This window comes from Bradyrhizobium sp. 199 (assembly GCF_023073355.1).
Classification (GTDB): domain Bacteria; phylum Pseudomonadota; class Alphaproteobacteria; order Rhizobiales; family Xanthobacteraceae; genus Bradyrhizobium.
Genome location: NZ_JADPJI010000005.1, coordinates 1,432,365 through 1,454,835 on the forward strand (window position 1 = coordinate 1,432,365; position 22,471 = coordinate 1,454,835).

General features: G+C 65.0%; 21 protein-coding genes. 13 read left to right on the forward strand and 8 right to left on the reverse strand.

What is annotated here, in order from left to right; all coding sequences use genetic code 11:
• Positions 1-2 precede the first annotated feature (2 nt).
• Positions 3-155, forward strand: coding sequence for a hypothetical protein (locus IVB28_RS15380; RefSeq protein ID WP_247527274.1), 153 nt, complete (start codon positions 3-5; stop codon positions 153-155).
• An 18-nt stretch (positions 156-173) separates the two neighbouring features.
• Positions 174-410 (forward strand): hypothetical protein, encoded by a 237-nt coding sequence (locus IVB28_RS15385; RefSeq protein ID WP_247527275.1) that lies wholly within the window; start codon positions 174-176, stop codon positions 408-410.
• Between the two features lie 38 nt (positions 411-448).
• Here IVB28_RS15385 and IVB28_RS15390 read toward each other — a convergent pair whose 3' ends face one another.
• The 3 genes from IVB28_RS15390 to IVB28_RS15400 all read right to left on the reverse strand — a co-directional run bounded on the left by IVB28_RS15390 (position 449) and on the right by IVB28_RS15400 (position 5,125).
• Positions 449-1,672 carry a GGDEF domain-containing protein gene (locus tag IVB28_RS15390; protein ID WP_247527276.1) on the reverse strand — a complete coding sequence of 408 codons (1,224 nt, stop codon included), beginning with the start codon at positions 1,670-1,672 and terminating at the stop codon, positions 449-451.
• 86 nt (positions 1,673-1,758) lie between these two features.
• Complete coding sequence (locus IVB28_RS15395) at positions 1,759-3,261, reverse strand: class I adenylate-forming enzyme family protein (protein ID WP_247527277.1); 1,503 nt, start codon at positions 3,259-3,261, stop codon at positions 1,759-1,761.
• A 4-nt stretch (positions 3,262-3,265) separates the two neighbouring features.
• On the reverse strand, positions 3,266-5,125 hold the full coding sequence (locus IVB28_RS15400) for an extracellular solute-binding protein (protein WP_247527278.1): 1,860 nt from the start codon (positions 5,123-5,125) through the stop codon (positions 3,266-3,268).
• Between the two features lie 261 nt (positions 5,126-5,386).
• On the opposite strand from IVB28_RS15400, the gene IVB28_RS15405 reads away from it, so the two are divergent.
• On the forward strand, positions 5,387-6,205 hold the full coding sequence (locus IVB28_RS15405; RefSeq protein ID WP_247527279.1) for an invasion associated locus B family protein: 819 nt from the start codon (positions 5,387-5,389) through the stop codon (positions 6,203-6,205).
• Between the two features lie 74 nt (positions 6,206-6,279).
• On the opposite strand, the gene hspQ is transcribed toward IVB28_RS15405, so the two are convergent.
• Complete coding sequence (gene hspQ / locus IVB28_RS15410) at positions 6,280-6,612, reverse strand: heat shock protein HspQ (RefSeq protein ID WP_247527280.1); 333 nt, start codon at positions 6,610-6,612, stop codon at positions 6,280-6,282.
• A 106-nt stretch (positions 6,613-6,718) separates the two neighbouring features.
• Here hspQ and IVB28_RS15415 point away from each other — a divergent pair, with 106 nt between their 5' ends.
• Complete coding sequence (locus tag IVB28_RS15415) at positions 6,719-7,672, forward strand: AEC family transporter (RefSeq protein WP_247527281.1); 954 nt, start codon at positions 6,719-6,721, stop codon at positions 7,670-7,672.
• A 73-nt stretch (positions 7,673-7,745) separates the two neighbouring features.
• Here IVB28_RS15415 and IVB28_RS15420 read toward each other — a convergent pair whose 3' ends face one another.
• Positions 7,746-8,930 (reverse strand): UbiH/UbiF family hydroxylase, encoded by a 1,185-nt coding sequence (locus IVB28_RS15420; RefSeq protein WP_247527282.1) that lies wholly within the window; start codon positions 8,928-8,930, stop codon positions 7,746-7,748.
• A 247-nt stretch (positions 8,931-9,177) separates the two neighbouring features.
• On the opposite strand from IVB28_RS15420, the gene pcsA reads away from it, so the two are divergent.
• From pcsA to IVB28_RS15435, 3 genes are all read left to right on the forward strand, one after another.
• Positions 9,178-9,945: a phosphatidylcholine synthase gene (gene pcsA, locus IVB28_RS15425; protein WP_247527284.1), complete on the forward strand. Its 768-nt coding sequence runs from the start codon at positions 9,178-9,180 to the stop codon at positions 9,943-9,945.
• On the forward strand, positions 9,942-10,676 hold the full coding sequence (locus IVB28_RS15430; protein ID WP_247527286.1) for a TerC family protein: 735 nt from the start codon (positions 9,942-9,944) through the stop codon (positions 10,674-10,676). The genes pcsA and IVB28_RS15430 overlap by 4 nt, the downstream gene beginning before the upstream one ends.
• A gap of 76 nt (positions 10,677-10,752) precedes the next feature.
• The gene (locus IVB28_RS15435; RefSeq protein WP_247527288.1) at positions 10,753-11,727 is read left to right on the forward strand and encodes a quinone oxidoreductase; all 975 of its coding nucleotides are present in this window, start codon (positions 10,753-10,755) and stop codon (positions 11,725-11,727) included.
• A 74-nt stretch (positions 11,728-11,801) separates the two neighbouring features.
• On the opposite strand, the gene IVB28_RS15440 is transcribed toward IVB28_RS15435, so the two are convergent.
• Complete coding sequence (locus tag IVB28_RS15440) at positions 11,802-12,998, reverse strand: acetylornithine transaminase (protein ID WP_247527290.1); 1,197 nt, start codon at positions 12,996-12,998, stop codon at positions 11,802-11,804.
• Between the two features lie 448 nt (positions 12,999-13,446).
• On the opposite strand from IVB28_RS15440, the gene IVB28_RS15445 reads away from it, so the two are divergent.
• Positions 13,447-14,385, forward strand: coding sequence for a hypothetical protein (locus IVB28_RS15445; RefSeq protein WP_247527292.1), 939 nt, complete (start codon positions 13,447-13,449; stop codon positions 14,383-14,385).
• A 31-nt stretch (positions 14,386-14,416) separates the two neighbouring features.
• On the opposite strand, the gene rimO is transcribed toward IVB28_RS15445, so the two are convergent.
• Complete coding sequence (rimO, locus tag IVB28_RS15450; RefSeq protein WP_247527293.1) at positions 14,417-15,742, reverse strand: 30S ribosomal protein S12 methylthiotransferase RimO; 1,326 nt, start codon at positions 15,740-15,742, stop codon at positions 14,417-14,419.
• A 110-nt stretch (positions 15,743-15,852) separates the two neighbouring features.
• Between rimO and IVB28_RS15455 the strand changes: the two genes are divergently transcribed.
• The 5 genes from IVB28_RS15455 (at position 15,853) to IVB28_RS15475 (ending at position 21,685) form a co-directional block, all read left to right on the forward strand.
• Positions 15,853-16,443: an ANTAR domain-containing protein gene (locus IVB28_RS15455; protein WP_247527295.1), complete on the forward strand. Its 591-nt coding sequence runs from the start codon at positions 15,853-15,855 to the stop codon at positions 16,441-16,443.
• Positions 16,440-17,603 carry a CmpA/NrtA family ABC transporter substrate-binding protein gene (locus tag IVB28_RS15460; RefSeq protein ID WP_247527296.1) on the forward strand — a complete coding sequence of 388 codons (1,164 nt, stop codon included), beginning with the start codon at positions 16,440-16,442 and terminating at the stop codon, positions 17,601-17,603. The genes IVB28_RS15455 and IVB28_RS15460 overlap by 4 nt, the downstream gene beginning before the upstream one ends.
• A 334-nt stretch (positions 17,604-17,937) precedes the next feature.
• Positions 17,938-19,722, forward strand: coding sequence for a NirA family protein (locus IVB28_RS15465; protein WP_247527298.1), 1,785 nt, complete (start codon positions 17,938-17,940; stop codon positions 19,720-19,722).
• A complete protein-coding gene (locus IVB28_RS15470; protein WP_247527300.1) occupies positions 19,719-21,329 on the forward strand; it encodes a sulfite reductase subunit alpha in 1,611 nt (536 codons plus the stop codon). The genes IVB28_RS15465 and IVB28_RS15470 overlap by 4 nt, the downstream gene beginning before the upstream one ends.
• A gap of 203 nt (positions 21,330-21,532) precedes the next feature.
• The gene (locus tag IVB28_RS15475; RefSeq protein WP_247527302.1) at positions 21,533-21,685 is read left to right on the forward strand and encodes a hypothetical protein; all 153 of its coding nucleotides are present in this window, start codon (positions 21,533-21,535) and stop codon (positions 21,683-21,685) included.
• Here IVB28_RS15475 and IVB28_RS15480 read toward each other — a convergent pair whose 3' ends face one another.
• Positions 21,686-22,456, reverse strand: a complete 771-nt coding sequence (locus tag IVB28_RS15480; protein ID WP_247527304.1) for a 5-oxoprolinase subunit PxpA — start codon at positions 22,454-22,456, stop codon at positions 21,686-21,688.
• Positions 22,457-22,471 lie beyond the last annotated feature (15 nt).

The following is a 22,471-nucleotide window of genomic DNA, read 5'->3' on the forward strand; positions in this document are numbered from 1 at the left end:
CCATGACAAAGGCAGAGCTCCGGCTGATGCTGACGGAGGCGGTCCGCAATACGCAGCCGGGCCTTGACCCGAAGCAACTGTCGAAAGCCAGGAAGATCGCCGCCGGAACGGCTCGCGCCGATCCAGCCTCCGGGGTCGCCGTACCGGTTCGCTGAGCCCCGAGAAGGAGCAGCATGCGCAAGCTTCCCCAGCCCACCGAGCAAGAGCTTCGAGAGGGCCCCCAAGCCGTGTCCTTCCAGATCGCGAACGGGAACGCGCGGCAGATCTGTATTCTTCAAACCAATTTCCCGACCAAAGTGCAGGCGCAGAGATACCTTCTGGCGAGTTGGCCGACCGTCGAGAAGATGGCTCGCGACGCTCTCGCGAGGGGGACCGTTGAGGACGGCCAGATCAAGCTCATGATGCTTTGAGCGGTCGAGGCTTGACCGCGGCGAATGCCGTCGGATGACTACGACGCCGCGCGCGACGCGTCAGCGGACAGCCGTCCGAGCAGCGATCTTGCCGTGTCCGACGGCGACAGCGAGTCCACGCTGACGACGGGATCGCTGCGCATCTCGTGCTTGCCGTTGGAGGTGTGCCGCATCACGGCCGAGAGGCGGCGGGCGATCATGTGGGCGGTGCGGAAGTCGGTTTCCGCGAACACGACGACGACCGAACCGTCCTTCTGCGCCGTGCCAAAATCCATCTGCCGCATCAGGCGGCTGAGGATGCGCGCGGCATCGAGCTGGGCGCGGGAATTGCCGGGGTCGAAGGCGAAGCGCGCGACTGACAAGCCGCCGCCGCGGGCCAGCGTCTGCTCGACCGCCTTGGCGAAATCGCGGGCGAAAGCTTCCACCGTCAGCAGGCCGCTGCGCGGATCGAGCCAGCCGCCGGCATCGATCGAGCGCAGCGTGCGGCTCAATTGTGCTTCCATCGCGTGCTGGCGGATCAGCGGCAGCGCATTGGACGCGACCTTCGCCGGCTCGCCCGGGATCAGCTCGAGATTGGGCAGGTCGTAAGTCTGCGTCAGCTGATGCGCGGTGACGACCACGGGCAGGCTGCGGAAGCGGGCGTCTTCGGCAAGCACGGTGAGAAAGGCGTCGGTGACGCGCGCTGTAAAACCCTCGGCGAGCACGACGCCGTCGAGGTCACGGGTGTTGAGGTGTTTCGCGGCGGCCTCGATCGAGAGTGCGCCGACCACGCCGACGCGTTCACCGAACGCGACGGAGAGCGCGGGATAGGCCGCGCCCCTGCCGACCAGGAGCACGGTGGCATCGCGCACGGGATCGCCCTCCGGGAGCGCGACCTTCACTTCCGGTAACCGGCGCAGCACCGTGGCGTGGAGCGTGCGCACGCGCAGAGCGGCGCGAAGGCGTGCGATCAGGCGGTCGGGATTGCCGCCGCGCGAGGAGAAGGGCAGGGCGTTGTGAGGCAGCATGCCCGCCGCATCCACGGCCACGAAGGGAAGATAGGGCGATTGGTCGGCGATCTTCCTTGCGAGCGCGGCCATATGCGGCTCGTGTCCGCCATGCATCGCAGTGAGAACCGCGGCTGGCTGCACCTCTTCGAGCGCGCGCGCCGCGCTGGCCCAGTCGATATCGACCACGGGAAACAGCCGGGCCTCGTCCAGCGCCCGGACGAAGGGCGGCCGCTCGGCATTGGACACAAACAGGATCGGGCCCGCCTGGGACATTGGGAAACTCTGATCACGCGACAGTTGCCGCGGCAATCTAGTTTGGCCGCATTAATGCAGCGTCAACGTACCAGGCGAAACTGCGCCTAGACCGGGCCGGAGCGATCGCGAAAAGCTTCGACCATCAGTGGGTTAAGGCCGAGTTCGCTGAGGGCCTCGCGGGCGCGGGCATTGTCCTGGGCGCGTCCGGCCAGCCTGTGGCCGGAAAGCCGGTCGGGCAGTGCTGTGAGCAGCGCGCCCTGGCCGAGCCGGCGTGCCCATTCCTGCAGGTCGTTGGAGAGGAAGCGGTAGCCGCCGACGGCCATGATCCCGGAGGGCGGCGCGGTGATGCAGATGGCCCCGCTTGGGCGGTCGAGCCGGGCGGCATAACCGGTGTCGACATAGTCGCGCGGCGGCTGTGCGATCAGCGTGTCGCCGACCGGCTGCGGCGGGGCATAGGCCGCGATCGGCACCATCGCGCCGCGCAGGCCGAGCGTGCCCTTCGGCGTCAGCAGGATTTCGCCGGCAATGGACGAGCCCGTCTGCTCGCGCGGGGCGCCGTGTGGCCCGGGCATCACCGGCACCGGCATGCCGTTTTCGCCGCGGCGGGCGCCGAACAGGCCGGCCTCGCCGAACAGATAGACGTCGGTCAGTGGGGCACGGGGGGCGATCCAGGCATCGCTCGCCGCGACCTGCTCGGGCGCGCGCCACAGGCCGACGACGTTGCGCAAGGACGGCATCCGCGTCGCCAGGTCGGAATCGCCGAGGCGCAAGGCAAGCTGCGCCGGCGCGATCAGCACCTCGCATTCGTGCTCGTTGATCTGCTGCTCGAGCACGTCGTTCTCGAAGGGATGATGCAGCGCCAGTGCGCCGCCGGAGAGCAGCCACACCGCGAGCGAGGAGGCGAGGCCTGCGAACGACATCGGCGCGAACGCCGCCATCACGGTCGCGCCCTGCCTTATGTCGGCTTCCAGCGACATCGCAAGCCCACCGGCGATCAGGCTGAAATGCGGCCGCGGCACCGGGCGAAAGCCCTCCGCCGTGACGTCGAAGGAGATCATCGCCGCCTTGCGTCCGTCCTGGATCACGGCGCGCGTGGTGCCGGGCGGGCGGGCCAGCACCTCGTCGAGCGACGCCATGCCTTCGGGCAGGTCGGTGCCGAAGCCGCAGACGTGACGGATCGAGAAGGCTTCGGCGGCCGCATGCATCGCGAGGTCGGCATAACTGACGCCGTCGACCGTGCTCATGGTGACGATGGCACGCGCCGCGGTGCGGTTGAGCGCAGCGGTCAGTTCCGCATGCCGCCACAGCAGCGGCAGCACCGCGACGACAAGGCCGGCGCGATGGGCGGCGAGCACGGCGAGCACGAACTCGACTGTGGCGGGCAATTGGATCGCGATGACGGAATTGGCCGGCAGACCCGATTCGACGAAATAGGCCGACAGCGCCTCGATGGCCGTGTCCGCCTCGGCGTAGGTCATGCGCCGCGGCTGGTGCCCGGTCACGCGAGCCTTGTTGAGGGGATCGAGCAGCGCGGGCGCGTGCGGCTGCCGCATCAGCGTGCGCTGGAACAACGTGTCGAGCGTCGGCGATATGGCTGGCTGGTTCACGGCGTCACTTTGCTTGAGTAGCTGGCGGATGCCCCTTCGACCACGAAGTCTCCGGCAAATAGCCTGAGAGCGAGGTAGCCTTGGGCCGTTCTATCCGATTCCAGCGCGCGATCCATTGCTCGGATACGTTAAACAGGGGGATTGTGTAGATGCCCGCGATCAAAGCGCGATCGAGCGCCCGTACAGTGGCGACAAAATCCGTATGTTCACGGGCCTCGAGCAGGGCAGCGATCATGGCATCGACCGCAGGATCCCTGGCGCCCATGTAGTTGCGGGTCCCCGGATTGTCGGCGGCAGCGCTGCCCCAGTAGAAAGATTGCTCGTTGCCGGGAGATAGCGACTGATCCCAGCGGTTCTGGATCATGTCGAACTCGAAGGCGAGCCGCCGCTGGTCGAACTGCACGGGATCGACTGACCGCACGCTCGGCTCGATGCCGGCGCGCTTGAGGTCGCGCTGGAACGCGAGCGCGATACGCTCCTGATCGCGGGTCGTGACCAGGATCTCGAAGGTGAAGGGCGCCCTGGTGGCGCGGTTGCGCAGCACGGTGCCTTCGAACTCGTAGCCCGCCTCCGACAGCAGTTTCAGCGCGGCGCGCAGCGTGCTGCGGTCGCGCCCCGAACCGTCGGTGACGGGCAGGCGATAGCTGCCGTCCATGATGTCGGGCGGAATGTGGGCCGCGAACGGCTTGAGCAGTTCGCGCTCGCGCGCGTCCGCGGGGCGGCCATAGGCCGACAGCTCGGAGCCCGCGAAATAGCCGGCAGCGCGCGAATAGAGGCCGAAGAAATAGTTGCGGTTGACCAGCTCGAAATCGAACAGCAGCGTCAGCGCCTGGCGCACGCGGATGTCGGCGAAGATCGGCCGGCGCGTGTTGAACACCAGGAACTCGGATGGCTGCGGCAAGCCCGGCTTGACGGTGTCGCGGATCACCTCGCCGCTTTTCGCGGCCGGAAAATCGTAGCCGTCATGCCAGCGCAGCGGCTCGTGCTCGACCCGGAAATCGTAGAGGCCTCGCTTGAAGGCTTCGAACTGGCCGTTGGCCTCGCGAAAATAGTCGAGCCTGATCTCCTCGAAATTGTAGAGCCCGCGGTTGATGGGCAGGTCGCGGCCCCAATAGCCGGGATCGCGGGTGAGCGTCACGCTGGCCCCGGGCTTCACCGCCGTCACGCGATAGGGACCGGAGCCAGTCGGGCTCGCCAGCGTCGTCTCCTCGAAGGTCGCGACGTCGACTGCATGCTTGGGCAGGATCGGCATCAGGCCGAGGATCAGCGGCAGCTCCCGGTCGCTCGCGCCGGCGAGGTCGAAGCGGACGGTGAGGGGATCAGGTGCCTCGGCTTTGGCGACCTTGGCGTAATACTGCCGGTGGTTCGGCCGGCCGTGGTCGCGCAGCAACTGCCAGGAGAACAGCACGTCCTCGGCCGCCACCTGCTTGCCATCGGAGAAACGGGCGCGGGGGTCGAGACGGAACGTGACGAAGCTTCGCTCGTCGTCGGTCTCAATGCTCCTCGCGAGCAGGCCATAGAGCGTGAACGGCTCGTCATTGCCACGCGCGAGCAGGCTCTCGACCACGTAGCCCCGCATCTGCTGCACGGCCAGTCCCCGCACGATGAAGGGATTGAGACTGTCGAAGGTTCCGAGAACACCCCAGGTCAACCGGCCGCCCTTGGGGGCATCGGGATCGACATAGGGCATATGGGTGAAATCGGCTGGCATCACCGGCTTGCCGTGCATGGCGATGGCATGCGCCTGCTCCGCACGTGCGTCGTCTATCGACGATCCCGCGCCGAGGGCCAAGATGACAAGGGCTGAGGCCAAGACGCAAAGGCGGACACCGGATCCCTCGAAACGGCGTTGGAACATGAACATCAGCACACGTTGATTCGAGGACCGGCGATCCTTGAATCCTATCACAGGGAATTTCACTGGATGCAGCTGGGGATGTGGCCAAAGGCGCTTGTCGGCATTGATCTTTTCGTCGGCCACGTTAAGAAGGCGGGCAATCGCGCAAGAGCGCCGAGCCCGTCACTTATCCGCCTCAATTGACGGGGAGAGAGCCGCGCCCAACGCGGCCTGGTTCGGTGCTTCGGAGCGGTTCGGGCACTTCCCGTTCAGAAAGGGTTTTCCGCAATGAATTTCCGTTACTTGGCCGCGTCCGTACGGCCGCGCGGGCGACTTCTCGCCCTGTTGACGGCGACGGCGTTGGCCGTTCCGTTTGCCGCCGAGGCCCAGACGCCGGCTCCCGCCCCGGGTGCGCCCAAGGCGGCTCCGGTCCCGAAAGCCGCTCCGAAGGCCGCCCCCAAGGCTCCGGCGCCCGCAGCGTCTCCGCAGGCCCAGCCGGCTCCCGCCCAGGGCGCTCCGGCGCAGCAGGGCGCGGCGCAGCCGGCTGACCAGCAGATCCAGCTGATCTACGCCCCCTGGACCAAATTCTGCCTCAAGGGCCAGGACGCCAATGCCAAGCAGGTCTGCTTCACCGGGAAGGACGGTCGCATCGAGTCGGGCCAGCCGGTCATCGCCGCCGTCATCATCGAGCCGGAAGGCGAGCCCAAGAAGATCCTGCGCGTGACGCTGCCGCTCGGCATGCAGCTCGTGCACGGCACCCGCATTATCGTCGACAGCAACCCGCCGCTGCAGCAGCCCTATGTGATCTGCTTCCAGAACGGCTGCATGTCCGACTACGAGGCCTCGCCCGAGCTCATCAACAACATGAAGAAGGGCCAGAATCTCGTTGTTCAGGCGATCAACGCCAACGGTGCACCGCTGACCTTGCCGCTGCCGCTGGCCGGTGAATTCCAGAAGGCCTATGACGGTCCGCCGACCGATCCGAAGGTGTTCGAGGAAACCCAGAAGAAGCTCCAGGAAGAGCTTCAGAAGAAGGCCGACGAGCAGCGCAAGAAGCTCGAGCAGCAGGGTGGCGCGCCCGGCGCACCTCCGACCGCTCAGAAGTAATCGGAACCCGATCCCGGACATGAAAAAGGCGCTCGGTCTGAGCGCCTTTTTTGTTGGCGGTTAGTCGGAGCGACTTAGTTCAGGGACGGATTGCGCGGGCGGTAGCCGCCATCCTTGTTCTTGATGAAGATCTCGGTCACCTGGGAATGCCGAATCGGCTCGCCCGAATCGTCGGGCAACAGATTTTGCTCGGACACGTAGGCGACGTATTCGGATTCCGCGTTCTCCGCGAGCAGGTGGTAGAACGGCTGATCCTTGTGGGGCCGCACCTCCTCGGGGATCGACAACCACCACTCCTCGGTGTTGTTGAATTCCGGATCGATGTCGAAGATCACCCCCCGGAACGAGAAGATCCGGTGGCGCACGACCTGTCCGATCTGGAATTTGGCGGTCCGCGCTTTAATCATCCTCCGTCGATAGACCAGGATTGTGGCCGATGCTAGTGGCCTCATCTGGAATTAACGTTCACTTAAGGGGCAGATAGCCCCCAAGTCTTCAGAAAACACTTGATCAATGATCGATATCCTCAATCTGGCCCTACCTTATTTTGGCTTGATCTTCGTTGGTTTCGCGTGCGGCAAGGTCAAATCCCTGCCGGAATCCGGCCTCGCCTGGATGAACTTCTTCCTGCTCTACGTGTCGCTTCCAGCACTGCTGTTCGCGATCATGTCGAAGACGCCGTTCTCGGAATTGAACAACCCGCCGTTCCTGGTGGCGACCACGCTGTCCACCGTCGCCGCGTTCACCCTGGCACTGGTCCTGGGTAAGGTTTTCGGCCGGCTGACATTGCGCGAGGCGACGCTCGCAGGTCTCTCCGGCGGTTACGGCAATATCGGCTACATGGGACCGGGCTTGGCGCTCGCCGTGCTCGGAACCAAGGCTGCGGCGCCGACCGCGCTGATCTTCTGCTGCGACAGCATCTTCCTGTTCACCATCGTGCCACTGCTGATCGAGCTCTCCGACCGGGACCATCCCTCGATCGTGCACGCCTTCGGCGTCGTGCTGAAGCAGATCGTGCTCAACCCGCTGATCATGTCGGCGTGTTTTGGCGCTGCCTTCGCATCGCTGCATATCGAGATGCCGGTCGCGCTCGACCGCACCATTACCTTCCTGCAGAACGCGGCGGCCCCGACTGCGCTGTTCGTGCTCGGCGTGACCGTGGCGCTGCGCCCGTTCGACCGGGTCCCATGGGAGGTGCCGGGCGTGATCGCAGTCAAGCTGCTGTTCCATCCACTCGCAGCGTTCGGCCTGATGCTCGCGTTCGGGCCGTTCGCACAGCCTTGGGCCGCGACCGCCGTGCTGATGGCCTCGCTGCCGCCGGCGCTGAACGTGTTCGTGATTGCCCGGCAGAACGATGCCTGGATCGAATCCGCTTCCGTCGCGGTGCTGCTCGGGACGTTTGCGTCCGTGGTCACGCTGACCAGCGTGATGTGGGCGATCCAGAGCGGGCGGCTGGCGTTTCCATGAGAGGGCTGGCCGGATGGCCATCTCTCCCGACGGGAGATGTGTTCGAGCGCTCCGGCCGACAGCTAGCCCGCGGCTACCTTCGCCATGTCGGCGTCAGGCCCTCGCGCATGGCAAAGCGCCGGAGCGGGCCGATGGCGCCGAGAAGGTGCATGCCGACGGCGCGGACCGGCTGCAGCGGCAGGAAATCATTGAGCAGGGAGCGGTTGGCCATGTCGATCGCAAAGGTCCGGCTCAGAATGTCCGGACGCCGCGCCCGGTCGTAGCGCTTGAGCACGTCGTCCGCCCCGGGATCCTGGCCCGCAGCGATGGCCTCGCCGGCGAGCCGGGCGATGTCGGCGGCATCGCGGAGGCCAAGGTTGAGGCCCTGGGCACCAATCGGGGGAACCACATGGGCGGCTTCGCCGGCCAGCGCGATGCGATCGCTGCCGAAGCATTTTGGACGTTCGATCGCGAGCGGGAACAGGTTGCGCCCGGGCTCGACCGTCATCCGACCCAGGATCGAGTGCGACTGCTTCTCGATCGCCGCGGAGAGTTCGTCATCGCTGAGGCCGCGCAGGCGTTCGGCCTCCGCGGGTGCCGAAACCCAGACGATGCTGGAGCGGTCGCCGGGCAGGGGCACGAACACGCAGGGTCCGTGCGGCGTGTGGAACTCGGTCGAGACATTGCGATGTGGCCGGGTATGGCCGACGTTGAAGGTGAGCGCGGTCTGGTTCAGCTCGCGCCGCGTCACCGCAATGCCGGCGGCCTCGCGGCACAACGAATGCCGGCCGTCGGCGCCGACCACGAGCCGGGCCGAGAGAAACTGTGCGGAGGCCGTGCGGACCGCGACGTCGTCGGCCTCGATGACGACGCTTTCGGCCTCGTCGTCAAAACGGACGAGATTGGGCAACTCCGCCGCACGCTGTTCCAGCGCCAGCATCAGCGAGCGGTTGTCGATGTTGTAGCCGAAGGCGTCGAGCGCGATTTCGTGACAGGAAAAGCGGACCTCGGGGCTGCGGAACAGCCGGCCGGTGTCGTCGACCAGGCGCATGATTTCGAGCGCAGCGGCCTTGTCCTTGCAGCGCGACCAGACGTCGAGCGTCTCAAGCAGATCGACGGAGGCTCCTAACAGTGCTGTGGTGCGATTGTCGCTATAGGGCACGCGCCGCGCCACCAGCGCCGTCCGCGCACCCGCCTGCGCCAGTGCGATGGCCGCCGCAAGTCCGGCCGGTCCACCCCCGATCACGGCAGCGTCATGGAGTGTTGATGCATCTGTCATGGAACGACACATGACACGCCCCGCGGCAAATTCAAGTCCGCTATCTCCGCCTCATTCCGGCGCGCCGTTTGGCGCGAGCCGTGATGCGCAATTGCACACCTGAGAACCCATCGGGGCGCACAGTCGGTTGAACGATTGGATTCCGGGCTCGACGCTTCGCGTCGCCCGGAATGACAATGGGGAGACAGCCAATTCGCTTTCACTGATCTAGCCTGATTTTCGACGAATTGTGCGACCGCGCGGCGCCTTGGCGGATGTGCAAACCGGCCCCATTCTGATAGCAGAAGCCATGGACAGCCAAGAGGATTCCCTGAAGCCCACGCCTGCGATCCGCGCCGCGGCCTTCTCGGTGCACATCTTCACCGCGTTCGGCGCGGCGATCGCGCTGCTCGCGATGCTCGAGGCCGTGCGCGAGCACTGGGCGGGGATGTTTCAGTGGCTGGGCATAGCGCTGATCATCGACGCGATCGACGGTCCAATCGCGCGCCGGCTCAACGTCAAGAACGTGCAGCCGAACTGGTCGGGCGACGTGCTCGATCTCGTGGTCGACTTCGTCACCTACGTCTTCGTGCCGGCCTATGCGATCGTGGCGAGCGGCTTGCTGCTGCCGGTGGCAGCTCCCTTGCTCGGAATTGCCATCATCGTCACCAGCGCATTATATTTCGCCGATCTGCGCATGAAGGCGGACGACAATCATTTCCGCGGCTTCCCGGCGCTGTGGAATGCGGCGGCGTTCTATTTGTTCCTGCTGCACTGGCCACCGCTGTGGTCGACGGTGCTGGTGACCGCGCTCGTCGTGCTGACCTTCGTGCCGTTCCACGTGCTGCATCCGGTCCGGGTCGTCCGGCTGCGGTGGCTGACGATGTCGCTGATCGCGATCTGGGCGGTGCTCGGCCTCTACACGCTGGAGATGGATTTTCGCGTCGGCGCCGGCGTCACCATCGTGCTCTGCGCCATCGCGCTCTGGATCAGCTTCAGCGACGCTTTGATCCGCCTGGCAAGATCCTTCGCATGATGCACCTCTTGACCAGCCCCGAAGCCTGGGCGGCGCTGGTGACATTGACGGCGCTCGAGATCGTGCTCGGCATCGACAACGTCATCTTCCTGTCGGTGATCGTCTCGCGCATTCCCGAGAAGCAGGCGCATCGCGCCCGCCAGATCGGGCTCGCGCTAGCGCTGATCTTCCGCATCATCCTGCTCAGCCTGCTGGTCTGGCTGATCGGCCTGACCGCGCCGGTGTTTTCGTTCTCGGGTTACGGTTTCTCCTGGCGCGACCTCATCCTGATCGGCGGCGGCCTGTTCCTGATCGCCAAGGCGACACACGAGATCCACGCCGAGGTCGAGGCCGATGACGGCGAGGGGGACCAGAAGTCCGGGGGCAACGCCTTCTTCTGGGTAATCGTCCAGATCATCGTCATCGACATCGTGTTTTCGCTGGATTCGATCATCACCGCGATCGGCATGGCGCAGGACATCGAGATCATGATCGCGGCCGTCGTGATCGCCTGCCTGATCATGTACATTTCGTCGGGACCGGTGTCGCGTTTCGTCGCGGAGCATCCGACCACCAAAATGCTGGCGCTGGCCTTCCTGGTGCTGATCGGCGTTGCGCTGGTCGCGGACGGATTCCACTTCCACATTCCGCGCGGCTACATCTATTTCGCGATTGCGTTCTCGGCGGCGGTCGAATTCTTCAACGTGCTGGCCAAGCGCAATCGCAGGAAAGCCGGCAAGCCATCCGTTTAGCCGTTTCAGCTACCGTCGAGTTGACAAGGCGGGCGTGATGTCTTTCGCTGGCCCTGCGAGAAGAGGAGGTCAGGTGATGACCAAAGCGGTCCGTGTCCACAAGGTCGGAGGCCCCGAAGCCCTGGTCTATGAGAGCGTCGACGTGCCGGCGCCCGGGCCCGGCGAGGTGCGCATCCGCCAGCACGCGGTCGGCCTGAACTTCATCGACGTCTATTACCGCACGGGCCTCTACAAGGCGCCCGGACTGCCCTTCATCGCCGGCAACGAGGCCTCGGGCGAGGTCATCGCGGTTGGGCCCGGCGTGACGCATTTCCATCCCGGCGACCGCGTCGCCTACTACCACAATCTCGGCGCCTATGCCGGCGAGCGCAACATCCCCTGGGAGAAGCTGGTCAAGCTGCCCGACCACATCACCCACGAGCAGGGCGCCGTGCTGATGCTGAAGGGGCTGACCGTCTGGTATCTCCTGCACAAGACCTTCAAGGTCGAGCCGCATCATCGCGTGCTGGTCCATGCCGCCGCCGGCGGCATCGGCTTGCTCGCCTGCCAATGGGCGAGGGCGCTCGGGGCGCACGTCATCGGCACCGTCGGTTCGCGCGAGAAGGCCGAGCTCGCCGAGGCAAACGGCTGCGACCACGTCATTCTTTACAACGAGGAGGACTTCGTCGCGCGGGTCAAGCAGATCAGCCGCAACGAGGGCTGCGACGTCGTCTATGACGGCGTCGGCAAGGCGACCTTCCCGGGCTCGCTGTCCTGCCTGAAGCCGCGCGGCATGTTCGTCTCGTTCGGCAATGCCTCCGGTCCCGTGCCGCCGTTCGCGATCGCCGAGCTCAACAACCACGGCTCGCTATTCGCGACGCGGCCGAAGCTCAACGACTACGTCGGCACGCGCAAAGAGCTGCTGGAAGGCGCCGACACGCTGTTCGCCGCCGTCATCAACGGCAAGCTGCACGTGCCGATCAACCACGCCTACGCGCTCAAGGACGCCGCCAAGGCGCACATCGATCTCGAAAGCCGCAAGACCACGGGCGCGTCGATCTTGAAGCCGTAATTGATCGTCATTCCGGGTCGATGCAGAGCATCGAACCCGGAATCTCGAAATTCCGCCCGGAATGACCAAGCTACCTACGCCACCAATCGTGCCGCGCCCGCCTTCGTCAATATCCCATCCAGACAGTCGATCATCTCGGCGATCTCTGCCTTCGTGACATTCAGCGCCGGCATGAAACGCAGCGTGTCGACCTGCGGCGCGTTGAGGAGCACGCCGGCCTCGAACGCCTGCGCGACGATGCCGGGCGCGATCGGCAGCTTGAGGTCGAGCGCGAGCAGTAGGCCACGTCCCCGTACGCCGCCGAGGCCGTGCCGGGCTGAGACCTTCTGCAGCTCGCTTTCGAGCAGCAGGCCGGTTTCGGTGACCTGTTTCAGGAAGTCCGGCTTGCTGATCTCCTCCAGCACCGCAAGCCCCGCCGCACACATGATCGGGTTGCCGTTGAATGTGCCGCCCTGGTCTCCATGCGCAAAGCAGGAGGCACGTTCGGTGGCGAGCAGGGCGGCGAGCGGCACGCCGCCGCCGATGCCCTTGCCGAGCGTCATGATGTCGGGCGCAATGCCGGCGTGCTCGTAACCGAAGAGCTTGCCGGTCCGGCCCATGCCGGTCTGGATCTCGTCGAAGATCAGCAAAAGGCCATGCGCGTCAGTGAGCGCGCGCAGCTCCTGCAGGAACTGATCGCTCGCGGGCCAGACGCCGGCCTCGCCCTGGATCGGCTCGAGCATCACCGCGACGGTGTTGTCGTTGATCAGCCTTTCGACCGAGGCAATGTCGTTGAGTTTCGCCTTCTTGAAGCCCGCGACCTTCGGCTCGAACAGCGGCTCGAACGCCTTCTTGCCCGAGGCCGACATCGTCGCCAGCGTCCTTCCGTGGAAGCCGCCTTCGAAGCTGATGATCTCGAACGCGCCGTTCCTGTGCAGGCCGCCATATTTCCGCGCGAGCTTGATCGCGCCCTCGTTGGCTTCCGCGCCGGAGTTGGCGAAGAACACCTGGTCGAAGGCGCTGTTGTCGACGAGCGACTGCGCGAGCTTGAGGCTCGGCTCGTTGTAGAAGGCCGGGCTCGGCGTCAACAGCCGCTTGGCCTGTGCGGTCAGCGCGTCGGCAACCGCCGGCGGCGAGTGGCCGAGACAATTGACGGCCCAGCCCTGCACGAAATCGAGATAGCGATTGCGACCATCGTCCCAGAGGTAGGAGCCGGCGCCACGGACGAACACGGTCTTGGGCCGTGCGGTGATGTCCATCAGCGCGTCAAACGCATGGGTGGCGGTGGTCATGTCGAACTCCTCTGGAGGCGGGTGGAAAAGGGGCGCAAAAAGCAGAAAGGCCGCACCTTGCGGGTGCGGCCTTCTCGAAAACTTCAGCTGAATTCAGTGCTTCAGCGGCGTCGTCGGACATGGCGCAACCCATCATCGTCGCGGGAGCGACGACGCATGACTTGGCGCAGATGGGTCCGGGAGCTGATCATGGGCGCGTCCGTACAGCCGAACGCCGGCGCTTGTCAAGCGGGTGTTTTGCAGGTCACCCGCTGAGCGTGCATCGGTCAGCTCGGATGCGCGGCTGCTTCTCCTGCCGTTGCGCTGCGATCGTGGCAATGCGCGAGCATCTCCATGGCAACCATCACGTCTCCAGCGCGTTCGTGATCGCAGGACGCGAATTGGTTCGAACCGAACGCATGGCGGTTTAGACCAAGATGGGCGGGACCAACCAAGTAGTTTAGAAGCCTTGTCCGACAGGCCTTATTCGATCGACCTCGACAGCGTTCGCGGTGCCTTTCCGCCGGGCGTCGATGCGCCTCCGCTGCTGGTGGACTTTGCCGCCTGGCTCGAGGGGCGGCCCTGGGGCAGCGTCGGCTGCTTCTCCCTGCAGGGCCAGTTCTCCGATCACGCGCTCATCGACGGCAGTCCATTGCGCGACAGGTTTTCGCTGTTCATGCGGCTGCCGGATGGTTCGGCCGTCGGCGGCTGGTACGGCGCGGGTCTTGATCGCGACGATCCGCCGATCGTGGGACTGGGCTCCGAGGGCGATTACGAGCTGCTCGCGCCGAGCCTCGATGGTCTGCTCGCCAAGCTGACGTCGCAACAATTCGACAATGCCTGGAGCGATCTCAAGCCGCATGACGAGGTCGCGTGTCAGACGGTCGAGCTCGCGCAATGGCTTGCCGGACGGCCGCATGGAGAGCCGGCGATGCTTGACGACAATCCGTCGGAGCTGCCTGACTTCCGCGGCTTCGTGGAAAAATGGAGCCGGGATCGCGAGGACTATTGGGCCAATCACCGGCTGATGGCCGAGCTCGGCTGGCGGCTGGCAGCGCATCTGCCCAAGGGCAAGAAGCCCTTGGACCGGACGCGCTTCGAGGTCGCGATCGTCGGCAAGCAATACGAGGCGCGCGTGCTCTCGCGCGGGCCGCAGCCATTCGAGGAAGCTGCCTCGATTGAATCCCTGCTGCGCGACCTGCGCGAGGAGATGCGCCGTGCGCAGCCCGAGCTTGGGCTGTGGTACGCGATGAATTTTGCGCTCTACGCCGACGGCCGCGTCATGCCGAATTTCGAATACGATCTCCGCCCGACGATCGATGGCGAGCCGGCGATACTGTCCGAGGCGCAAGCCGATCTCGCGCGGGCACCGCGCCCCGAGCGCTGGGTGCCGAAATGGCTGGCGTGATTGCCGCTACATCGCGCAATGACGGCGTGCCTCAGAATCCCGCGACGCTGCCGTGCAGATCGTACTGGTCGGCGCGCTCGATCTTCGCGGTGACGATCTCGCCGACGCGCAAGGGGCGGCGGCTCGTGAGGTACACCGCACCGTCGATCTCCGGCGCATCCGCCTTGGAACGACCCTTTGCAACGGTGGGGCCGACCTCGTCGATGATGATCTGCTGGCGCGTGCCGACCTTGCGCTTGAGCCGGCGCGCAGAGATTTTCTGCTGGCGCGCCATCAGCGCGTTGTAGCGCTCCTGCTTGACCTCTTCCGGCACCGGGTTCTCGATCGTGTTCGCCGTGGCGCCGGCCACCGGCTCGTATTTGAAACAGCCGAGGCGGTCGATCTCGGCTTCGTCCAGCCAGTCGAGCAGATAGGCGAAGTCGGCGTCGGTCTCGCCGGGGAAGCCGACGATGAAAGTCGATCGTAGAGCGAGATCCGGACATTCCTCGCGCCAGCGCTTGATCCGCGCCAGCGTCTTGTCCTGCGCCGCCGGGCGCTTCATCGCCTTCAGCACCTCGGGGCTCGCATGCTGGAACGGGATGTCGAGATAGGGCAGCACCTTGCCCTCGTTCATCAGTGCGATGACCTCGTCGACATGCGGGTAGGGGTAGACATATTGCAGCCGCACCCAGGCGCCGAATTCGCCGAGCTCGCGTGCGAGGTCGATGAATTTGGCGCGGACCTGGCGATCCTTCCACGGGCTCTCGGCATATTTGAGATCGACGCCATAGGCCGAGGTGTCCTGCGAGATCACCAGCAGCTCCTTGACGCCTGCGCCGACCAGGCGCTCGGCCTCGCGCAGCACGTCATTGGCCGGACGCGAGGCCAGATCGCCGCGCAGCTTCGGGATGATGCAGAAGGTGCAGCGGTTGTTGCAGCCTTCGGAGATCTTCAAATAGGCGTAGTGGCGCGGCGTCAGCTTGATGCCCTGCGGCGGCACCAGATCGAGATGCGGATTATGCGCGGGCGGCAGTGCGCGGTGCACGGCGTCGAGGACGCTCTCATATTGCTGCGGCCCGCTGATGGAGAGCACGCCGGGATAGGCCTGCTCGATCTGCTCGGGTTCCGCGCCCATGCAACCTGTTACGATCACCTTGCCGTTCTCGGCCATGGCCTCGCCGATCGCCGAGAGCGATTCCTGCTTGGCGCTGTCGAGGAAGCCGCAGGTGTTGACGATGACGATATCAGCCCCGTCATGTTTGCGGGCGAGCTCGTAGCCCTCGGCGCGCAGGCGCGTGATGATACGCTCGGAATCCACCAACGCTTTGGGACACCCGAGCGACACGAAGCTGACCTTGGGCGCAGCCGTCTGATCCATATCTGATCTGCCTGATTGACCGGCCTGAGCTAGTCCCAATTGCCCACAATTACAACCCTTTGCAGGTCGTTCCGGCGTGCTATGGATGAATCACCTGCCGTGAGTGAGCAATGAGCGCCGAACAGTCGCCCAAAATCGTAATCGTCGACGAAAGCCCGATCCGGGCTGCGATCCTGGAGGATGGATTGCGGGAGGCCGGATTCACGCAAGTGGTCCATATCCGCGAGATGCAGAGCCTGCTCGCCCGTATTTATGCGGTGGACCCCGACATCATCCTGATCGATCTGGAGAACCCCAGCCGCGACGTGCTGGAAGCCATGTTCCAGGTCAGCCGCGCCGTAAAACGGCCGATCGCGATGTTCGTGGACCAGAGCGATTCCGCCTCGATCCAGGCCTCGGTGGAAGCGGGAGTATCCGCCTACATCGTCGACGGGCTGAGGAAGGAGCGCATCAAGCCGATCCTCGACCTCTGCGTGTCGCGCTTCAATGCCTTCGCAAAACTCCAGGAAGAGCTTGAGCGCACCAAGTCGCAGCTCGAGGACCGCAAGATCATCGAGAAGGCCAAGGGCATCCTGATGAAGGTGAAGGGACTCACCGAGGACGAAGCCTATGTGCTGCTGCGCTCCACCGCGATGCGCGAGAAGAAGAAAATCGGCGAGATCGCGCAGTCGATCATCACCGCGTCGGAGATGCTGAAATGACTGCTCCCCTCCGCATCGGGTTCATTCCGCTGGTCGATGCCGCAGCTCTCATCGTCGCCGTCGACAAGGGCTTCACCGCCGCCGAGGGGCTCGAGGTCGAACTGGTGCGCGAGGTCTCCTGGTCCAACGTCCGCGACAAGCTCAATATCGGCCTGTTCGACGCCGCACATCTGCTCGCGCCCGTGGCTATCGCGTCCTCGCTCGGGCTCGGTCAGGTCAAGGTGCCGATCGCCGCGCCTTTCAATCTCGGCATCAACGGCAATGCGATCACGGTCTCGCCGGCACTCCATGCGGCCCTGATGCAGGAGATCGAGGGCGACCGCTTCGATCCGCTCGCTACGGCGAAAGCGCTGGCACGGGTGGTCGCCAAGCGCCGCAAGGCCGGCGCCGAGCCGCTGACCTTCGGCATGACCTTCCCGTTCTCCACCCACAATTATCAGCTGCGGTTCTGGATGGCTGCGGCCGGCGTCGATCCCGACGAGGATTTGCGCCTCGTGGTGCTGCCGCCGCCTTACATGGTCGACAGCCTCGCCAACGGTCATGTCGATGCGTTCTGCGTCGGCGCGCCCTGGAATTCGGTCGCGGTCGATCTCGGCATCGGTCACATCCTGCATTTCGTCTCCGACATTCTGGCGCATGCGGCGGAGAAGGTGCTGGCGGTTCGCCAGGTCTGGGCCGACAAGCATCCGGACGTCGTCGCCAGCCTGGTACGCGCGGCGGTCAAGGCAGCCGAGTTCATCGAGCAGCCCGCAAACCTGGCCGAGGCGGCACATATCCTGGCGCAGCCCGAGCGGATCGGCGTCGACGCCGAAGTGATCCAGCGCACCCTGACCGGACGCCTGAAGATTTCCCCGGATGGCACCTTACGCGAAAGCGGCCGCTATCTTTTGGTGGGGCGGGAAGAGGCAGGGCGCCCCGATCCGGTCCAGGCCGCCTGGCTCTATGCGCAGATGGTGCGTTGGGGGCAGGCCGCACTCAGCCCTGAGGCCGTCGAAACGGCGATGGCCGTGTTCAGGCCCGACCTTTACGATGCGGCCCTCGGCCGTCGCCCGCCCGAGCAGGCGCCCGCGGCGTTCGGCGCATTCGCCGGCCCGGTTTTTAATCCCGACAACATCCCGGGGCATCTCGAGGCCTTTGACGTCGGGCGCTGGAAGGCCTGATTCGCTGTTGCATAACATTTTGGCATGCTAGCTCATCGGCTAAAGTTTAGGCTGCCTGCTCGAATTTCGTGAGCCTGGCCACCGCCGGAACTTCCGGATTCCCTACTAATACGTTGAAATCCCGACATCTTTAATTTCATGGAAGCTGGCACGCAACTTGAATGTTGCAGTGCGGCCAGCTTGTCACAGGTGCCTGCTGAGCCGAGTCCTACAGCAACGAAGCTGATCGGACCGTGGGTGGCTAGGCCGGCTCTTGAGCCAGCAAGGTTGCTCGCGGGTCGCACCAATTTCCGTCGAAGCCACTGAGGTGGCCGCAGGAGCTTCGTTACCGACCATGAAAATCGATACGCTCGCAGTCGACTTTACCGACGAGCAGAAACGCTATCTCGAAGGCTTCACGACCGGTCTGCAGATCAGCAAGGTCGGGCGCGGTCTCGGCGGTGGCAGTGCCGGCAAGGCGAATACCGAACCCACCGGTCCAGATGCCGTGCACATCAAGGCGCAGGACAAGGTCATCGCGTCGGGAAAGAAACTCGCCGATCAGGAGAAGTTCAAGCGCGACGAGCATCCCTTCGATGCCTATCCGCGGCTGCGCCAGCAGGCGTTCGACAACGCGCCGCCGAGCCCGGCGGACAATTTCCGCTGGCGCTATTACGGCATCTTCTATGTTGCGCCGACGCAGGACTCCTATATGTGCCGCCTGCGCATTCCCAACGGCATCATGAAGCACTGGCAACTGTCAGGCCTTGCCGACCTCGCCGACGAACTCTGCGGCCCGTACAGCCACGTCACGACGCGCGCCAATCTCCAACTCCGCGAGATCCCGCCGAAGAACGCGGTGAAGCTGATCGAGGGCATCCAGGACCTCGGCCTGTGCTCGCGCGGCTCCGGCGCGGACAACATCCGCAACGTAACTGGGACCCCGACGGCTGGCATCGATCCGCAGGAAATCATCGACACGCGGCCCTATGCGCGCGAGTGGCACTACCACATCCTCAACGACCGCTCGCTCTACGGCCTCCCGCGCAAGTTCAACGTTGCCTTCGACGGCGCCGGCCGGATCGCGGTGCTCGAGGAGACCAACGATATCGCGTTCACGGCCTATGAGGTGAAGGACGCTTTCGGCGTCGAGCCCGGCGTCTGGTTCCGGCTCGGCCTCGGCGGCATCACCGGCCACAAGGATTTTGCCAAATATTCCGGCATCATCGTCAGGCCGGAGCAGGCGACCGCTGTTGCCGACGCCATTGTGCGCGTGTTCATCGACCATGGCGACCGCACCAACCGCAACAAGGCGCGGCTGAAATACGTGCTCGACGCGATGGGCCATGACGGCTTCCTCAAGCTGGTCGAGGAGCGGCTGAAGACGCCGTTCATGCGCGTGCCTGAAGAGGCGTTTCTCCCGCGCCCTGCGGCGGACCGCATGGCGCATGTCGGCGTGCACAAGCAGAAGCAGGACGGCCTCAACTGGATCGGCGTGTCGCTGACGCTCGGCAAGCTCACCTGCGAGCAGATGCGGGGCCTCGCCAAGGTTTCCCGCGACCTCGGCGACGGCGAGATCCGGCTCACGGTCTGGCAGAACGTGCTGATTTCAGGGGTGCGCGACGAGAATGTCGAGCTTGCGATCGCGGCCATCAAGCAGATCGGGCTCGCCGTCGACGCCTCGCACATCCGCGCTGGCCTGATCGCCTGCACTGGCAATGCCGGCTGCCGCTTCGCCGCGGCGAATACCAAGCGCCATGCCGCCGAGATCGGCGACTGGTGCGAGCCGCGCGTCGCGATGGACAAGCCGGTCAACATCCACGTCACAGGCTGCCACCATTCCTGCGCGCAGCATTACATCAGCGACATCGGCTTGATCGGTGCGCGCGTGCCTGTTGGCGAGGACGACACGGTCGAGGGCTATCACCTCTTCACCGGTGGCGGATTCGGGCCCGACGCCGACGTCGGTCAGGAGGTCTATCACGACCTCAAGGCCGAGGACGCGCCGAAGACGGTCGAAGGACTGCTCAAGGCCTATATCGCCCATCGCACGTCTGCCGACGAAACCTTCCTCTCCTTTGCGCGCCGCCACGACGGCGAAACGCTGCGCAAGCTTGCCGATGCACAGGTGTCCGCATGAACCAGATCACTCCTCCGCCCAGGCTCGACATCATCCCAGCCAGCGCACCGTTTTCCGACGCGCAGCGCTCCTGGCTGAACGGCTTCTTCGCCGGGCTGCTGTCGCCCGACGCCGCCGCGCCGCTGTCGGCAGAGCAGGGCGCCGCCGTCATGCAAGGTGCTGCCGGCGACGGTGACGACGGCGAAGCGCCCTGGCATGACCAGACCATGCCGATTGCCGATCGGATGAAGCTTGCCGAGGGACGCCCGGTGCGCCGCAAGATGATGGCGGCGATGGCGCAGCAGGATTGCGGCCAGTGCGGCTACAATTGCCAGGACTATTCGGAGGCGATCGCGAGCCGTAGCGAAGCGCGGCTCAATCTGTGCGTTCCCGGCGGCAAGGAAACCGCGCGGATGCTGAAGTCGCTCTACGAGGAGCTCGACAAGGCCCCGGCGGCCAAAGCGTCTGACAAGCCGGACGCTCCGGCGCCGGCCGTGACGGTGACGATCGCAGAGCCGGGCCGCTCGCGCGACAACCCTGTTGCCGCGACCTTCCTGTCGCGCCGCTTGCTCAACAAGGGGAAGTCAGAGAAGGAAACCTATCACGTCGAATTCGATCTCTCCGAAAGCAAGCTCGACTACGTCGTCGGCGACTCTTTTGGCGTGTTCGCACGCAACGATGTCGGACTCGTCGACCAGGTCATCGCGCTGCTCGGCGCCTCCCACACCACCAAGGTCAACGGCAAGACGCTGCGCGAGGTGCTGATCGACGACGTCTCGCTGTCGCCCGCACCCGACACGCTGTTCGAGCTGATCTCCTTCATCACCGGTGGCGCGGCGCGCGAGAAGGCGCGGGCGCTGGCGCAGGGGGAGGATCCCGATGGCGATGCAGTTACCCTCGACGTGATGGCGGCGCTGCAGAAGTTTTCCGGCACGCGGCCGCATCCCGAGGCCTTCGTCGAAGCGCTGGAGCCACTCCAGCCGCGGCTCTATTCGATCTCGTCCTCGCATAATGCAACCCCGGGAAAGCTGTCGCTGACGGTCGATTCCGTGCGCTACGTCGTCGGCAAGCGCAAGCGTCTCGGCGTCGCCTCGACCTTCCTCGGCGAGCGCATCAATGAGGGCGAGAATCTCAAGGTCTATGTGCAGAAAGCGCATGGCTTCGGCCTGCCGCAGGATCCGAAGACGCCTATCATCATGATCGGTCCCGGCACCGGCATCGCGCCGTTCCGCGCCTTCCTGCTCGACCGCAAGGCCACCGGCGCCCCCGGCAAGAACTGGCTGTTCTTCGGCCATCAACGCAGCGACTGCGACTTCTTCTACCAGGAAGAGCTCAATGCGATGAAGACCTCGGGCCTGCTCACGCGCATGTCGCTGGCCTGGTCGCGCGACGGCGAGAAGAAGTTCTACGTGCAGGACCGAATGCGCGAGGTCGGACGCGAGGTCTGGACCTGGCTCGCCGAAGGCGCGCATCTCTACATCTGCGGCGATGCCAAGCGCATGGCCAAGGATGTCGAGCGCGCGTTGGTCGACATCGTCGCCCAGTTCGGCGCGCGCTCGACCGATGAGGCCGTCAGTTTTGTCGCCGAGCTCAAGAAGACGGGCCGTTTCCAGGCCGACGTGTACTGAAGCCCGTCACTCCCCTCGCATCCGAGCCGGTTCCAACTGGCTCGGATTTGAACGAATAAGATTCTCGGAAGCTGCATCCCAAGGGAATTTACGTCTGCGATGCAGCCACTTCGCAGAAGGCGCATCGCTATTTCCCCGGCCGTCTTGCCTCCCGTGCTGGTTGATCCTTCATAATCCCGCAAATGGGGCGTTGGAGATCGACCATGCGCGAACTATCGGCGGAAGCCAGGCTGCACCTTTACGCGCGTGCGCTCTCGCGGCAGACCCGGGCGAGCGTGCATCATGCCGCGATGTACAGCGCGTTTGCCGTCATCGCTGCCATCGTGTTCGGAACGCTCTCGGTGCATCCGTTCTGATCACGCCCCGCGCCTGAACGGCGCGACCTCAATCCCCGCAGCTTTCAACGCCTGACGCAAGTCGCGCGCGATCTCGACTGCGCCGGGCGTATCGCCGTGGATGCACACCGTGTCGGTGCGCATCTTGATGACCTTGCCCGTGACCGAGACCACCGCGCCGTCCTGCACCATGCGCACCACGCGGTCGGCGATCACTTTCGCATCGTGCAACACCGCGCCGGGCTTCTTGCGCGAGACGAGATTGCCGTCGTCCTCATAGGCACGGTCGGCGAACACCTCGTGCACCATCGGAAGGTTGGCCGCTTCGCCGGCCTTCACCAGTTTTGAATTGGCGAGCACGACGAAGATCAGGCTGGGATCGACCGCCTTGATGCCAGCGGCGATTGCCCTGGCGGTCATGTCGTCCTCGCAGGCGACGTTGGAGAGCGCACCGTGCGCTTTCACATGGGTGACCTTGTGGCCGGCGGCGATCGCGATCGCCTGAAGCGCGCCGATCTGGTAGGCGACGAGGTTCTCGATCTCGGAGGCCTTCAGTCCCGCGATCGGATGCCGGCCGAAGCCGTGGAGGTCGCGGTAGCCGGGATGGGCGCCGACCGAGACGCCGCGCGCCTTCGCCAGTTCCACCGTCCGGCGCATGATGTCGGGGTCGCCGGCATGGAAGCCGCAGGCGACGTTGACCGAGCTTGCCAGCTCGATCATCGCGGCGTCGTTGCCCATCTCCCACGCGCCAAAACCTTCGCCGAGGTCGCAATTGAGGTCAACAGTCTTCATGGGTGCTCTCCGCCT